Annotated in this window: 12 protein-coding genes; 8 read left to right on the top strand and 4 right to left on the bottom strand. The window is 57.9% G+C overall.

Annotated features, from left to right (window positions below; all coding sequences use genetic code 11):
- The first annotated feature begins 8 nt into the window (after positions 1-8).
- From hpnE to AD944_RS13120, 8 genes are all read left to right on the top strand, one after another.
- Positions 9-1307 (top strand): hydroxysqualene dehydroxylase HpnE, encoded by a 1299-nt coding sequence (hpnE, locus tag AD944_RS13155; RefSeq protein ID WP_045542534.1) that lies wholly within the window; start codon positions 9-11, stop codon positions 1305-1307.
- A 57-nt stretch (positions 1308-1364) separates the two neighbouring features.
- Complete coding sequence (shc, locus tag AD944_RS13150) at positions 1365-3335, top strand: squalene--hopene cyclase (RefSeq protein ID WP_045542533.1); 1971 nt, start codon at positions 1365-1367, stop codon at positions 3333-3335.
- 6 nt (positions 3336-3341) lie between these two features.
- A complete protein-coding gene (locus tag AD944_RS13145) occupies positions 3342-4046 on the top strand; it encodes a phosphorylase family protein (RefSeq protein ID WP_045542532.1) in 705 nt (234 codons plus the stop codon).
- A 456-nt stretch (positions 4047-4502) separates the two neighbouring features.
- A complete protein-coding gene (locus AD944_RS13140) occupies positions 4503-5732 on the top strand; it encodes an acetate/propionate family kinase (RefSeq protein WP_045542531.1) in 1230 nt (409 codons plus the stop codon).
- Between the two features lie 47 nt (positions 5733-5779).
- On the top strand, positions 5780-8152 hold the full coding sequence (locus AD944_RS13135; RefSeq protein WP_045542530.1) for a phosphoketolase family protein: 2373 nt from the start codon (positions 5780-5782) through the stop codon (positions 8150-8152).
- Between the two features lie 210 nt (positions 8153-8362).
- Positions 8363-9961 carry a flavin monoamine oxidase family protein gene (locus AD944_RS13130; RefSeq protein WP_045542529.1) on the top strand — a complete coding sequence of 533 codons (1599 nt, stop codon included), beginning with the start codon at positions 8363-8365 and terminating at the stop codon, positions 9959-9961.
- The gene (locus tag AD944_RS13125) at positions 9961-10380 is read left to right on the top strand and encodes a c-type cytochrome (protein ID WP_045542528.1); all 420 of its coding nucleotides are present in this window, start codon (positions 9961-9963) and stop codon (positions 10378-10380) included. The genes AD944_RS13130 and AD944_RS13125 overlap by 1 nt, the downstream gene beginning before the upstream one ends.
- 64 nt (positions 10381-10444) lie before the next feature.
- The gene (locus AD944_RS13120; protein WP_086898027.1) at positions 10445-10900 is read left to right on the top strand and encodes a RidA family protein; all 456 of its coding nucleotides are present in this window, start codon (positions 10445-10447) and stop codon (positions 10898-10900) included.
- Positions 10901-11089: 189 nt separating this feature from the next.
- Here AD944_RS13120 and AD944_RS13115 read toward each other — a convergent pair whose 3' ends face one another.
- The 4 genes from AD944_RS13115 to AD944_RS13100 are packed head-to-tail and all read right to left on the bottom strand — an operon-like array spanning position 11090 to position 14061.
- Complete coding sequence (locus AD944_RS13115; RefSeq protein WP_045542527.1) at positions 11090-11374, bottom strand: hypothetical protein; 285 nt, start codon at positions 11372-11374, stop codon at positions 11090-11092.
- Between the two features lie 15 nt (positions 11375-11389).
- Complete coding sequence (locus AD944_RS13110) at positions 11390-12904, bottom strand: efflux transporter outer membrane subunit (protein ID WP_045542526.1); 1515 nt, start codon at positions 12902-12904, stop codon at positions 11390-11392.
- Positions 12905-12923: 19 nt separating this feature from the next.
- Positions 12924-13835: a biotin/lipoyl-binding protein gene (locus AD944_RS13105; RefSeq protein WP_045542525.1), complete on the bottom strand. Its 912-nt coding sequence runs from the start codon at positions 13833-13835 to the stop codon at positions 12924-12926.
- Positions 13836-13866: 31 nt separating this feature from the next.
- Complete coding sequence (locus AD944_RS13100) at positions 13867-14061, bottom strand: DUF1656 domain-containing protein (RefSeq protein WP_006560264.1); 195 nt, start codon at positions 14059-14061, stop codon at positions 13867-13869.
- Between the last annotated feature and the right edge of the window lie 18 nt (positions 14062-14079).

Genomic DNA, 14079 nt, shown 5'->3' with positions numbered 1-14079 from the left:
CACACAGAATGGCAGGCACCCTGCACGTTATTGGCGGCGGCATGGCCGGACTGGCCGCAGCAGTAGAAGCGGCTGGCGCTGGCAAGCATATTGTGCTGCACGAAGCCGGACGCGCCTGTGGCGGTCGTGCCCGTTCCTATGAAGATCGTCAGATCGGGTGCCGGATTGATAACGGGAACCATCTGCTTCTTTCCGCCAACAAGACCGTGTTCCGCTATCTGGCCATGACCGGCGGTCTGGATACGTTAACAGGCCCGCGGGAACCCCTGTTTCCGTTTGTCGATCTGACCGAAGATGCACGCTGGACGCTTGATCTCTCCCGCGGGCGGGTTCCGTGGTGGGTCTTCCAGCCGCATCGCCGGGTGCCGGATATGCGACTGGTGGAACTGCGCAGCCTGCAAAAGCTGATGTCCGCCAAGGAAGATCAGACCGTGGCCGAGTGCCTGCTGCCGGGTGCCTTTTCCCGCCGTCTGCTTGAGCCCTTCGCTATTTCCGCACTCAACACCCCCTGCGAGACAGGGAGCGCTGCCCTCCTTGGCGCGGTCATTCGGGAATCCCTCTCTCTGGGCGGGGAAGCCTGCGTGCCATGGTATGCACGGGATGGATTGTCCGAGACACTAGTGGACCCTGCGCTGGCGCATCTGCGTGTGATGCAGGCGGAAATCCGGACCCAAAGCCGCATTGGGGGCCTGGATATTGAGCGTGGCCGCATTACTGCCCTGCACGGCCCAGAAGGCAGTATTCCGCTGACGGACGAAGATTTTGTTATTCTTGCCGTGCCTGCCCCGGTTGCCGCCAGCCTGCTGGATGGCCGCGTGCAGGGCTTTACCGCACCTGATGCGTTTGAGAGCATTCTGAACCTGCATTTCCGTCTGGCAGCCCCCCCGCGCCCGCTTGGCACATTCGCCAAAAGTGGATTCATGGGGTTGGTGGGCAGCATTGCGGAGTGGGTTTTCCTGCGGGATGACATCCTCTCCGTAACGGTCAGCGCCGCAAACCGCTTTACGGAACAGGACCCGGATGAACTGGCCCGCACCATCTGGCAGGATGTCCGCCATGCGTGTGACCCGGTTCTGATGGAAGCCCTGCCAGACACCCCGCCCCAGCAACGGGTGGTGTGGGAGAAACGGGCCACCTTTGCCGCCACCCCAGAACAGAACCGCCTGCGGCCCGGCCCAGCAACGGCGCTGGTCAATCTGGCGCTGGCTGGTGACTGGACGGCAACCGGATTGCCCGCCACACTGGAAGGCGCAATGCGCTCAGGTGTAAGGGCTGTTTATACGCTTGGGCTTCGCTCTCCGTCATGATCCCATCATGTCGGGCTTTTTCCAATTCAACGCTAAAAGCTAGAAGGAACAATCGACATGGCCGCTGACGGCAGCGCTTTTTCCGACGCCCCCGTTTCCAAAGAAACACTGGATCGCGCAGTCACAAACGCTCATGCCGCATTGGGCAAGCGCCAGCAGGCTGATGGCCACTGGGTTTACGAACTTGAAGCTGACGCCACCATCCCGGCGGAATATGTGCTGCTTGAGCACTATCTGGACCGTATTGATGATGCGCTTGAACAGAAAATAGGGAACTACCTGCGCCGTATCCAGAGCAAGGATCACGGTGGCTGGCCACTGTATCACAACGGCAAGTTTGATCTCTCCGCTTCGGTAAAAGCCTATTTCGCGCTTAAAGCCGTTGGGGATGATATAAACGCCCCGCACATGCGCCGGGCGCGGGAAGCCATTCTGGATCACGGTGGCGCAGAGCGCACCAACGTGTTCACCCGGTGCCAGTTGGCCCTGTTTGGAGATGCCCCCTGGCGCGCCACACCGGTCATGCCGGTGGAACTGATGCTGCTGCCCCGCAAGGCATTCTTCTCCGTATGGAACATGTCTTACTGGTCCCGCACGGTGGTGGCGCCCCTGCTGGTTCTTGCGGCCCTCAAACCGATTGCCATCAACCCGCGCCAGATTCACGTGCGCGAACTGTTTGTAACCCCCCCGGAAGTGGTGAAAGACTGGATCCGTGGTCCTTACCGTTCCGTCTGGGGCCGGGTCTTCAAGGGGCTGGATACGGTTCTGCGCCCGGTTCTGCCGTTTATTCCGACCCAAACGCATGACAAAGCCATCAAGGCGGCAGTGGACTTCATTGAACCCCGCCTGAACGGAGAAGATGGACTGGGTGCCATTTATCCGGCCATGGCCAACGTGGTCATGATGTACCGGGCTCTTGGTGTGCCAGATGAAGATCCCCGCGCGGTAACGGCATGGAAAGCGGTGCAGAAGCTGCTGGTCATCAAGGATGATGAAGCCTACTGCCAACCCTGCGTCTCCCCCATTTGGGATACCGGCCTGTCTGGCCACGCCATGCTTGAAGCCGCCTCCGGCCCCAATGGCGTGGCTCCGGAAGAAACGCTCACGGAGCTTCGCAAAGCCAGTGCATGGCTGCGCGACAAGCAGATTCTGGACGTGAAGGGCGACTGGGCCATCAACAAGCCTGACCTTGCCCCCGGCGGCTGGGCCTTCCAGTACGGCAATGATTATTATCCAGATGTGGATGATACCGCTGTTGTTGGCATGCTGCTGCATCGTGAAGGTGACCCGGCCAATGCCGAGGCTCTGGAACGCGCCCGCCAGTGGATTATCGGTATGCAGAGCACCAACGGGGGTTGGGGCGCCTTTGATATCGATAACAACAAGGATCTGCTCAACCACATTCCGTTTGCAGACCATGGCGCGCTGCTTGACCCGCCGACAGCGGACGTTACGGCACGCTGCATCTCCTTCCTGGCCCAGCTTGGTCATGTGGAAGATCAGGCAGTTATTGACCGTGCCATAGAATATCTGCGCAAGGATCAAGAGGAAGACGGTTCCTGGTTTGGCCGTTGGGGCACCAACTACATTTATGGCACATGGTCTGTTCTGTGCGCCTTCAACGCGGCGGGTATCTCACATGATGATCCGGCTGTGGTGAAAGCCGTGGAATGGCTGCGCTCCGTTCAAGGTGCCGATGGTGGCTGGGGTGAAGGCTGCGAATCCTATGAAGGCGGCGCACACGGCACCTATGGCGAGAGCCTGCCGTCCCAGACCGCATGGGCTACGCTGGGCCTGATGGCCGCTGGCCGCCGGGATGATCCCGCCGTAGCAAAGGGCATGGCATGGCTGGCCGAACAGCAGGATGAAAACGGCGAATGGCATGAAGATCCCTACAATGCCGTTGGCTTCCCGAAGGTGTTCTACCTGCGCTACCACGGTTACAAGCAGTTCTTCCCGCTGATGGCGCTAGCCCGCTACCGTAATCTGGAAAGCAGCAACACCCGCCGCGTCGCATTCGGGTTCTGAGGCTCCATGGCGCAATCTGCTCAGCCATCCCCATCCCGGCCGGGTATTCTGGTCGGGCTTAAGGCCGAAGCCCGCTTTATCCGGCAGGTTTTTCCGCATGCGGCCATCGCCGCCAGCGGGGCCTGCCGTGCGGGCGCCCTGCGGGAAGCCGCTCGCCTTGCGGCCTGTGGTGCAGATTGCCTTCTCTCCTTCGGGCTTGCCGCTGGCCTCGACCCGGATTTGCCTGCGGGCAGCATTATCGTGCCAGAAAAAGTCTCGGCATGGGGCAGCTCTTACACGGCAGACGCTACCTTGCGCCACATTCTGGGGGCCGGGCAGTCTGGTGTCCTAAGCGGATCGTTGCTCCACAGTGACGACGTTGTGTTGAACGCGGATGAAAAGGCGCGTCTGTTCGCGTCTTCTCATTGTGCCGCGCTGGATATGGAAAGTGGTTTTCTGGCCCGTGCTGCTGATGAGGCTGGGCTACCATTCGCCGTACTGCGGGTGGTATGTGATCCCGCAACCCGTTCTCTTCCTTCCATTGCAGGCACAGTGCTGTCACCCGATGGCGGCCTGAAGGTTGGGGCGCTTACAAAGTCCCTTCTGCGCCATCCCGGCCAAATTCCGGGGCTTATTGCCCTGGGCCGGGACGCAGGAATGGCTCGCTCGGCCATGCAGACTTTTCTGAACCACCAGCGCGCCCAACCGGCCTTTGCGCGTTTGGCTTCCTGAACAGCCTCTTTAAAAACAAGCTCAGCCGGAAAGCTCACGCCGTCTGAGCCATTTTCCACCTCCCCTTATTGCTCTGCCCCTTTTTCGCTCCGTCGTGAGAGAACACGGCTCAACGGTCCCTTTTTCAGCATTAACGCCCCGTCTGCATTATTCCCTCGGAAAAGCCGGACATTTTTGGGCGCTGGCAAGACGCGCCTTACCCCACGATATCAGCCAAAAAATCATTCTATTCAGGCAAGGCAGCCTTCCCTTATTGCGGCAGCCAGCATTTTCACACTCTTCAGCACACGGCAGATTTGCTTGCTATCCCTGTGCCTCGGGGAACGACGACCGGCTTTTGTCTGTTACAAATTCCTGAAAAAGTGCTCGGCATGAGGCGTATCAATACGGGCATCACCCGTTTAACGTTATGCTCGCAAACGCCTTCTCCACTATCAAGCAACGGGAGCCCCTGGGTTGTCAGACGTCATACTGGCCTTCAATTGCGGATCATCCAGCCTGAAATTCACGTTGTTCCGTTTGCAGGCACACGCTGCTCCAGCCGTGCTGGCACATGGCGCAGTTGAAACAACGCCCGACTCCCCGCGCTTTCATGCTGTGGACAACACAGGCACCGTTCTGGCGGATTGTACCTGGAGTCAGCCAGACCATACGGATAAAACGGCCCCGTTTTCGCTTGGTCCGCTTTTCAAATGGATAGAAAGCCATCTTGACGGTGGAAAAGTGGTGGCTGTGGGCCACCGTGTGGTTCATGGCGGCCCTGATTTTATCGCTCCGGTTCGCATTACGCCGGATATTCTGGCGCAACTGGAAAAGCTGACGCCCTTCGCCCCCCTGCATCAGACCGTTACACTCGCCCCGATCAAAGTGATTGCGCGCGAACGCCCTGATCTTCCGCAGATTGCCTGTTTTGATACAGGCTTCCACCACACCATGCCCCCGCTGGCCAAACTGCTACCCCTTCCCCGCCGATACGATCAGGCAGGCATACGGCGCTACGGTTTTCATGGCCTTTCCTACGCCTATATCTCCTCCCACCTGCGCGAGATTGATCCCAAACTTGCGCAGGGCCGAACCATTGTTGCGCATCTGGGCAGCGGGGCCAGCCTGTGCGCCCTGAAAAACGGCCAGAGCATTGAAACCACCATGGGGTTCTCCGCGCTGGACGGACTGATGATGGGCACGCGCTGCGGAGCGCTGGACCCAGGGGTCCTGCTCTACATGATGCAGGAAGAAGGCGCGGGATGGCATACCATTGTTGATGTCCTCTACCATCAATCCGGCCTGCTGGGCGTGTCCGGTCTTGCGGCAGATGTGCGCTCCCTCCGCGAGCAGGCAAAGGCGTCCACTCCACAAGCCGCCAATGCGCGGGAAGCCCTCAATCTGTTCGCCTATCGCGTGGTGCAGGAAATCGGTGCCCTTACGGCCATCCTGCAAGGGTTGGATGGGCTTATCTTCACCGCAGGCATTGGCGAGAATGATGCCGCCCTCCGTGCAGAGGTGTGCACTGCCCTGCACTGGGTTGGTGTGCGCCTGGATGCGGAAGCCAACCAGCGCCATGCCCCCATTATCAGCACGCCCGACAGTTCCGTCATCATCCGCGTGGAGCCAACAAATGAAGAACTGATGATCTGCAAGGATGTCATCTCAACGCTGGATCTGCTGGCCAAAGCCTCTCCGGCCTGATCCTTGCGCCTCCTGCTTCCGGCCTCTTTCCTGAAAAAGGACACTCCATGAGCACGCAAACTCCCTCAGCACCGCTTTCAGCCGCAGATCTGGCCCTGTTCAACAGGTGGTGGCACGCTGCCAATTATCTCTCGGTTGGTCAGATCTACCTGCTGAAAAATGCTTTACTGCGTGAGCCACTGAAGCTGGAGGACATCAAGAAACGCCTGCTGGGGCATTGGGGCACAACGCCCGGCCTGAACTTCATCTGGCTCCACCTTAACCGTATTATCCGCGCGCAGGACCGCAACATCCTGTTCATCGCGGGGCCGGGTCATGGCGCTCCGGGGCTGATTGCCTCCACATGGATGGAAGGCACTTACACAGAATATTTTCCGGACGTAACGCAGGATGAAGAGGGTATGACCCGCCTCTTCCGCCAGTTCTCGTTCCCGGGCGGCATCCCCAGCCATGCCGCGGCAACCACGCCTGGCTCCATTCATGAAGGCGGAGAACTGGGCTACAGCCTCTCCCACGCTTATGGCGCGGCTTTTGACCATCCTGATCTGGTTGTAGCCTGCGTGATCGGTGATGGAGAAGCAGAAACGGGTCCACTGGCCACATCCTGGCATTCCAACAAGTTTCTTGACCCCAGGACAGACGGGGCAGTGCTGCCCATTCTGCACCTAAATGGCTACAAGATTGCCAACCCCACCATTCTGGCCCGCATTCCCAAGCCCGAGCTGAGAGATTTCCTGAAAGGCTGCGGGTATGACCCCATTTTTGTGGAAGGACATGAACCTGATCCCATGCATCAGGCCATGGCCACAGCCATGGATCAGGCGTTTGCCAGCATCAGCGCCATTCAGGAAAAGGCCCGCACACAGGGAGACACCACCCGCCCCGCATGGCCCATGATCGTGCTGCGCAGCCCCAAAGGCTGGACCGGCCCCAAAACGGTTGATGGTCTGCGCACGGAAGGGTACTGGCGCTCCCATCAGGTGCCGGTGGACAATATGAGCAAGCCCGGCCATCTGGCGATGCTTGAAGAATGGATGCGGTCCTACAAACCGGATGATCTGTTCACACCCGAAGGCGCATTAAAACCGGAACTTGCTGCCCTTGCGCCCAAGGGCGACAAACGCATGAGCGCCACGCCCTATGCCAATGGCGGCACCCATCTGCGGCCCCTGCGTCTGCCCGACTTCCGCACCCATGCGGTGCAGATCACAGCCCCAGGCCAGACCGTAGCGGAAACCACACGCATTCTGGGCTCGTGGTTGAAAGATGTCATGGCCGCCAATGCGGATAAACGGAACTTCCGGATTGTGGCCCCGGACGAAAACAACTCGAACCGCCTGAACGCCGTTCTGGATGTGACCAACCGTGCGTGGAACGCGGAAACCTATTCCTATGATGACCATCTCTCCCCTGATGGCCACGTGATGGAAATTCTAAGCGAACATACGTGCCAGGGCTGGCTGGAAGGCTATCTTCTGACGGGCCGTCATGGCTTCATGTCCTGTTATGAAGCGTTCATCCACATTGTGGATTCCATGGTTAACCAGCATGCAAAATGGTTGAAAACAGCTTCTGAAACCGAGTGGCGGCAACCTATTGCCTCGCTGAATTATCTGCTGACCTCTCACGTCTGGCGGCAGGACCATAACGGGTTCAGCCATCAGGACCCCGGCTTTCTCAACCACATGGTGACCAAAAAAGCCGAAACGGTGCGGATCTATCTGCCGCCGGATGCCAACACGCTGCTGTGTATAACAGACCATTGCCTGCGCAGCCGCAACCGTATCAACGTGATTGTGGCGGGCAAACAGCCGGAACTTCAATGGCTGGACATGAATGCCGCACTCACCCATTGCCAGCAGGGCATTGGCATCTGGGAATGGGCCAGTAACGATAAAGGCTCAGAACCGGACGTGATTATCGGTTGCGCGGGGGATGTGCCGACACTGGAAGCACTGGCGGCTGTCAGCATTCTCAACAAACATATTCCGGACCTGAAAATCCGTGTGGTCAACGTGGTTGATCTCATGACGCTGCAAACGCCAGACCAGCACCCGCACGGCCTGCCAGACGCCACGTTTGATACCCTGTTCACAACCGACAAGCCGGTTATTTTCGCATTCCACGGCTATCCTGCTCTGGTGCATCAGCTTATTTACAAGCGCCGGAACGCCATCAACTTCCATGTGCACGGGTTCCGTGAGGAAGGCACAACCACCACCCCGTTTGACATGACAGTGCGCAACCATCTGGATCGCTTCCATCTGGTGTCCAACGTCATCCGGCGCGTACCCAGACTGGCCTCGAAAGCGGCTTACGCCCATCAGGCCGTGCTGGACAAACTGGCTGAGCACCAACGCTATGTGTGCGAATATGGAGAGGATATGCCGGAAATACGGAACTGGAGCTGGACGCGTTAAGCCCGGTTTTTTCAGAGCATCTCAAGCGGCAGTTGCCCCTGCCGCCCCCAAACCCTCATTGCCTCTCATCAGACCTGTTGTCACTCTCAAATTGATAACGTAATGTTCCCAATGGGGAACATTTTGACAGCACCGTCACGCTCCACCAGACACTCCTCCGCCGTGATCGCTTCTGATGTAACGCTTTTTAGGATATCTTGGGGTTAATTGATGCCATCAGCTCATTCTTCTCCTCCCACCCGCAGGCAGTTGCTGACGCGCATTGGCACTTTGGCAGGAAGCGCCGCCCTTTATCAGGCCATGACCAGTCTTGGCCATGCTCAGGGAACGGATTTCAAAGGGCCGCCAGCCCTTGGCGGAGCCAAAAAAGGAACCAAGGTTCTCGTGCTGGGGTCTGGCCTTTCGGGCATGCTCTCCGCCTATGAATTACGAAAAGCCGGCTACGATGTTCAGATTCTTGAATTTCAGAGCCGCAGTGGTGGCCGCAACATCAGCCTGCGCGGTGGCGATACCGTAACAGAACTGGGCGGAGCCACGCAAAAAGTGGGGTTTGCGCCGGGCAATTACATCAACCCCGGCCCGTGGCGTATCCCCTATCATCATCAGGGGCTCCTTCATTATTGTCGGGAATTTGGCATCCAGCTCGAACCGTTTATCGAGCTCAATCATAACTCGTGGCTGCATTCCACGGGAGCCTTTGGCGGCAAGGCCGTCCGTTATCGGGAATTTGCATCGGATTTCACTGGCTTCACGGCCGAACTGATTGCCAAAGCCATTGATCAGCACAAGCTGGACGATCTTGTCAGCGAGGACGAACGCGACCATCTGCGCACGGCCATGAAATCTTGGGGTGGGTTGGGAAAAGACTACACCTACAAGAAAGGAAACATCAGTTCCCTTCGCCGTGGCTTCGCCCGCCCGCAAGGAGGCGGCATTGATGGCGCGCCCATTCCCTCCGATCTGTTCGCACGGGACGATGTCATGAAGTCCGGCCTATGGAACTGGATGGCCTTTCATGAACGGCTGGATATGCAGACCACCATGTTCCAGCCAGTTGGCGGCATGGACCAGATTGGCAAGGGCTTCACCCGGCAGGTGAAGGATCTGATCACGTTCAACTGCAAGGTCATAGCGCTGCATCAGGACCAGAAAGGCGTGACCGTTACCTATAATGATATGGCCAACGGTGGGGCGGTGCGCCAGGCCCAGGCCGATTACTGCGTCTGCACCATTCCTCTCTCCGTTCTGTCCCAGCTGGATGTGCAGGTGAGTGACGCCATGAAAGCCGCCATTCTGGCCGTGCCCTATGCGTCCTCGGTCAAGATGGGCATGGAATTCAAACGCCGCTTCTGGGAGGAAGATGATCAGATTTATGGCGGCATCAGCTTTACTGACCAGCAGATCAGCCAGATCTCCTACCCCAGCCACGGTATTTTCTCCAAAGGACCGGCGGTTCTGCTGGGGGGCTACATGTTTGGCCCCGCCGCGTATGATTTTGCAGGCATGCCCCCCAAGGAACGGCTTGAACGCGCCCTGGCCCAAGGTACAGCCATTCACCCGCAATACCGCAAGGAGTTTTCAAACGGCGTCAGCTTTGCCTGGAGCCGCGTGCCCTGGACTCTCGGCTGCTGCTCCATGTGGACGGAAGAGGCCCGCAAAACCCACTACAAAACACTGTGCAGTGTCGATAACCGGGTTGTTCTGGCTGGTGAACACGCGTCCTACATTGGTTGCTGGCAGGAAGGAGCCATCCTCTCCGCGCTGGATGCCGTCACCCGTCTGCACAAACGCGCACTGGGAGCCGCCTGATGCGTCACATTCTCCTTCTCTCCGCCCTTATGCTCTCCTCCGCCCTTATGCCGGTTGTCGCCTATGCTGACAGCGCCAGCTCAGTTGAAGGCAAAGTGCAGACGCTGCCCGATGGTGCTGCGGTTTACAAACATGTCTGCCAAGGGTGCCATATGCCGGACGGCAAAGGCGCGGAAGGCGCTGGAGCCCGCTTTCCCGCGCTGGCAGGAAACCCCAAGCTACAAAGTGCCGAATACCCGGCCTATGTGGTGCTGAACGGATTTGGTGGCATGCCATGGTTTGGTGTGGCGCTGAATGACCAGCAGGTGGCCAATGTTGTGAATTACGTTCGCACGCACTTTGGCAACCATTATACTGACACGCTCAAGCCTGAAGACGTCGCCGCCATGCGGCCTCACCTGACTGTAGAGGATGAATAACGTGCGCCTTTCCAAAACTCTTCTTTCCGCTGGTACGCTGGCGCTGGTTGCCGCCACAACGGCCATGCCGCTGGTGGCCAAGGCTGAAACGGGCATTGTGCGTCATGCCGAAGGCGATTTTCCGATCTCGACCTCCATTGAGGTTCCGGCTGGAGCGAGCACAATCTACCTGAGCGGCATGGGGGCCCCGGTGCAGGATAAAACTGCTCCGCCCAAAAGCCTTGAAGCCTATGGTGACACGCAGACCCAGACGCTTGCCTCTCTTCAGCGCATTGAAGCTGAGCTGAAAAAGCTGAACCTGACCATGGGGGACGTTGTGCAGATGCATATCTACATGGTGGCCGACCCACGCACAAAACAGCTTGATTTTGCGGGCATGATGAAAGCCTACACCCAGTATTTCGGCACAGCGAAACAGCCCAATCTGCCGGTTCGCTCTGCTTTCGCCGTGGCACAACTCGCCAACCCCGGCTGGCTGATCGAAATTGAAGTGACGGCTGTACGCGCGCCCAAAAAATAAGGCAGTCGCTTGAAAAAGACCTCAAACTTTAAGGTTCGAGGTCTTTCAAGAAAAAATCCCCCGCTCATAAAAAGCGGGGGATGGTTTTTTATTCTCTTGCTTTCGTAATACCGACGCAACGGAAGCAGCCAAGGCAATCTGAGTCAAAAATCCTGCCAAACTGGCCGGGAAAGCGTCTCAAACAGCCGGTTACTTTCCATCCATCCGTTCAACCGTTCCATCTGCATCGTCACCCAGAAAAAAATCTTCCGGATCTTCTGGCACGGGCAGATTAAGCAGATAGAACCCGAACAGAACGGTCAACGCTCCCAAAATGACAGGCACCCAGCGAAACACCGTAACCAGTGTCGTATCCTGCGGGCTGCTCCTGACCACCATGACCCAGCCGCTGATACACAGAAGCGTAAACCCTCCCAGAAAACAGAAGGAAATCAGCAGAAGCCGACGCACATAAGATGAGGACTGGCTACGCATCGCGGCCTCCTGCAATTACTGTTTGAAGGCCCGCGCTAACACATTCTGGGTTTCAAGAGAAACAGGAAGAGTGGTGTTGGTGAGCGGCACGCCTTTCCACCCAGCGCCCAGAGCCGTGTAAAGGTTCACGGCATCACGCAGACGTTCCAACTTGGCGAGCGCTTCCTGATTCTGGGCGTTCAAGGTGGTGCGTTCCGTAGTCAGCACTTCCAGAAAGCCCACCAACCCTGCACCGTAGAGCTTGCGTGCCCGCTCACTGGCCGTTGCGCTATCTTCCGCAGCCTTATGCAGTTGCTCGGCATATTCAATGTCATCATGCCAGGCAGCCATGGCGTCTTCAACTTCCTTGAAGCCGGTCAACACCGCCTGCCGATACTCCAGCCGTGCCGCTTCAGCCGATGCCTGAGCGGCGCGAACTTCCGCCGTCATTTTACCACCGTGCATCAGCGGCAAGCTGGCCATCATCAGGAACTGCCAGCTCATGGCGTTCACCTGAAAGAGCTGGTACATGGCCGATGCGTTCGGATTGAAGGTCAACGGAATAACAAAGTGCGGATACAGGTTGGCCACAGCCACCCCAATCTGCGCCGTTGCCAGCGCATATTTGCGTTCCGCCATCCGAATATCCGGACGGTTCGCCATCACGATAGACGGCATGGTAGCGGGGAACGCTGGCACCGCAGGCAAGGGCCGAACGACCTTAAGCTGATCTTCCAGTTCGCCCGGCATTTTCCCCAGCAGCACAGCAATGGCATGCGTAATCTGAGAGACACGGGTTTTCAAGGGTTCACGGGCAGCTATCTGGGAATCGAGTTCTGCCTGCGCCTGTGCAATCTGCAAGGTGTTGCCCACGCCTTCCAGATACAGCTTGTTGGTCAGATCCACCGCATCCTTCGCCACCCGGATATTGTCCGTGGCAATATGGATCTGCAACTGCGTTACCCGCAGCAGCATGTAATCAGATGCCAGTTCGGAAAGCAGCGTCATCAGCAAAGCGCGACGGCCTTCAATGGAGGCCTCCACTGCGCGCTCATGCGCTTCCACATCCCGGCGGATACGGCCGAATACGTCCATCTCCCATGTGGCCATAGCGCCATATGTCAACATGGAGGCTTCAGGCCGGTTCTGCGGGTTACCTGGCCGAATGGGCCAGTTATCAATGTTCAGAGAGTACCGAACATCGCCACCACCCATGTTGGCATCCATCTGCGGATACCATTGAGAAGCTGACCGATCACGAATAGCCCGTTCCGCCAGAATCCGCTGGCCCGCAATCTGGAGATCAAAGTTCCCTTCAATCGCCTGCTGCACCAGACTGGTCAGCATGGGGTCATTGAAGGAAGACCACCACTCGGTCATTTCCTGGTTGGTATGCGCAATTTCTTCCGGAGTGGCGGCGTGTTCCTCCGCCGCTTCCTTGAACTGCGCTGGCACTTTCATGCGGTCAGGCTGATAGTTGGGCCCAACTGTGCAGGCCGAAAGCAGCATGGAAGACGCCATGAACAGGCCGAGGCGACGACGAAGCTTCATTTCCCGTTTCCCGTCGCGCTCAGAGATGATCTTGTAGCCAGGACGTCAGCTTACCGCGCCGTCCACGTGGCTCCGGCCCAACACTGACGGTGGCCGTCATCCCTGCTGCCAGCGTGACACTATCCGGAACATGATCCAGATGGATACGTACCGGAATACGCTGGGCCAGACGCACCCATGTAAAGATGGGGTTCACATCCTGAAGACCGAGTTTGTCGGGGGTGCCGTTGGTGTCACTGATACCACGGGCAATACTGACAACATGGCCTGTCAGGATAGGTTTATACCCCATCAGCTTCACGCGGGCTTCATCACCCACATGCACGCCCCACATCTTGGTTTCTTCAAAATACCCGTAAACCCAGTAGGAGTCCGAATCGATCACGGCCATACGGGCCTGCCCGGCAGAAGCGTAATCCCCTACCCGCACGTTCAGGTTGGTCACGTAACCATTAACGGGTGAATACAACACGGAACGCTGGAGGTTCAGCTTTGCCAGATCCAGAGCCGCGCGGGCGGCATCCACTGCGGCAATCTGGGTTGCCACGTTGGAGTTGAAGACTTCCTGCTCTTCCGCTGACACAATGCCACCTAGCCCCATACGGCGGCGTGCGTCATTACGCTTGAGCTTCAGGTCTTCCAATGCCCCATCCAGCCGGGCCTGCGCTTCCCGAATCGCCAGACGGAAACGCACGGGGTCCAGCACGAACAAAGGGTCACCCTTATGGACAAACTGGTTGTCCACCACAGGGATCTGAACCACCGTTCCTGCCACTTCAGGCGCAACGTTAACCACGTACACACGCACACGCCCGTCACGGGTCCAAGGTGCAATCATGTACACGTTCCAGAGGGTTATCCCCAGAACAATAGCCAGTGAGACGACCGCTAAGGTCAGAATAACTCGTATCAGGGTGCGCAGAAGGGGCATTGCGGGGACTCAAAAGCCTTTATCGGGGGGATCAGACGTACAGGATCAGCAAGCAGAAAATACACACGTAAAGAGAGACTTCGAACAGAGCGATATGCCAGAACCAGCCCAGCAGGCCGCTCCACCACAGCGCAAAGCGTACGAACATCGTGAGCGGCAACGCCGCCAGCGCATAGACAACAACCGGCGCCATAAAAACGCCGAAGAGATTGAATTCCGTCAGCATGACGCCATTCTCATTCCA

Origin of the sequence: Acetobacter tropicalis, from assembly GCF_001580915.1 — a bacterium.
Taxonomy (GTDB): domain Bacteria; phylum Pseudomonadota; class Alphaproteobacteria; order Acetobacterales; family Acetobacteraceae; genus Acetobacter; species Acetobacter tropicalis.
Note: the sequence above shows the minus strand (reverse complement) of the source record. Positions and strands in the feature narration are given on the sequence as shown.

What these genes read in the sequence shown, in the direction of transcription:
- hpnE (WP_045542534.1), top strand. Translation starts at nt 9, where the DNA reads ATGGCAGGCACCCTGCACGTTATTGGCGGCGGCATGGCCGGACTGGCC.
- shc (WP_045542533.1), top strand. Translation starts at nt 1,365, where the DNA reads ATGGCCGCTGACGGCAGCGCTTTTTCCGACGCCCCCGTTTCCAAAGAA.
- AD944_RS13145 (WP_045542532.1), top strand. Translation starts at nt 3,342, where the DNA reads ATGGCGCAATCTGCTCAGCCATCCCCATCCCGGCCGGGTATTCTGGTC.
- AD944_RS13135 (WP_045542530.1), top strand. Translation starts at nt 5,780, where the DNA reads ATGAGCACGCAAACTCCCTCAGCACCGCTTTCAGCCGCAGATCTGGCC.
- AD944_RS13130 (WP_045542529.1), top strand. Translation starts at nt 8,363, where the DNA reads ATGCCATCAGCTCATTCTTCTCCTCCCACCCGCAGGCAGTTGCTGACG.
- AD944_RS13125 (WP_045542528.1), top strand. Translation starts at nt 9,961, where the DNA reads ATGCGTCACATTCTCCTTCTCTCCGCCCTTATGCTCTCCTCCGCCCTT.
- AD944_RS13120 (WP_086898027.1), top strand. Translation starts at nt 10,445, where the DNA reads ATGCCGCTGGTGGCCAAGGCTGAAACGGGCATTGTGCGTCATGCCGAA.
- AD944_RS13115 (WP_045542527.1), bottom strand. Translation starts at nt 11,374, where the DNA reads ATGCGTAGCCAGTCCTCATCTTATGTGCGTCGGCTTCTGCTGATTTCC.
- AD944_RS13110 (WP_045542526.1), bottom strand. Translation starts at nt 12,904, where the DNA reads ATGAAGCTTCGTCGTCGCCTCGGCCTGTTCATGGCGTCTTCCATGCTG.
- AD944_RS13105 (WP_045542525.1), bottom strand. Translation starts at nt 13,835, where the DNA reads ATGCCCCTTCTGCGCACCCTGATACGAGTTATTCTGACCTTAGCGGTC.
- AD944_RS13100 (WP_006560264.1), bottom strand. Translation starts at nt 14,061, where the DNA reads ATGCTGACGGAATTCAATCTCTTCGGCGTTTTTATGGCGCCGGTTGTT.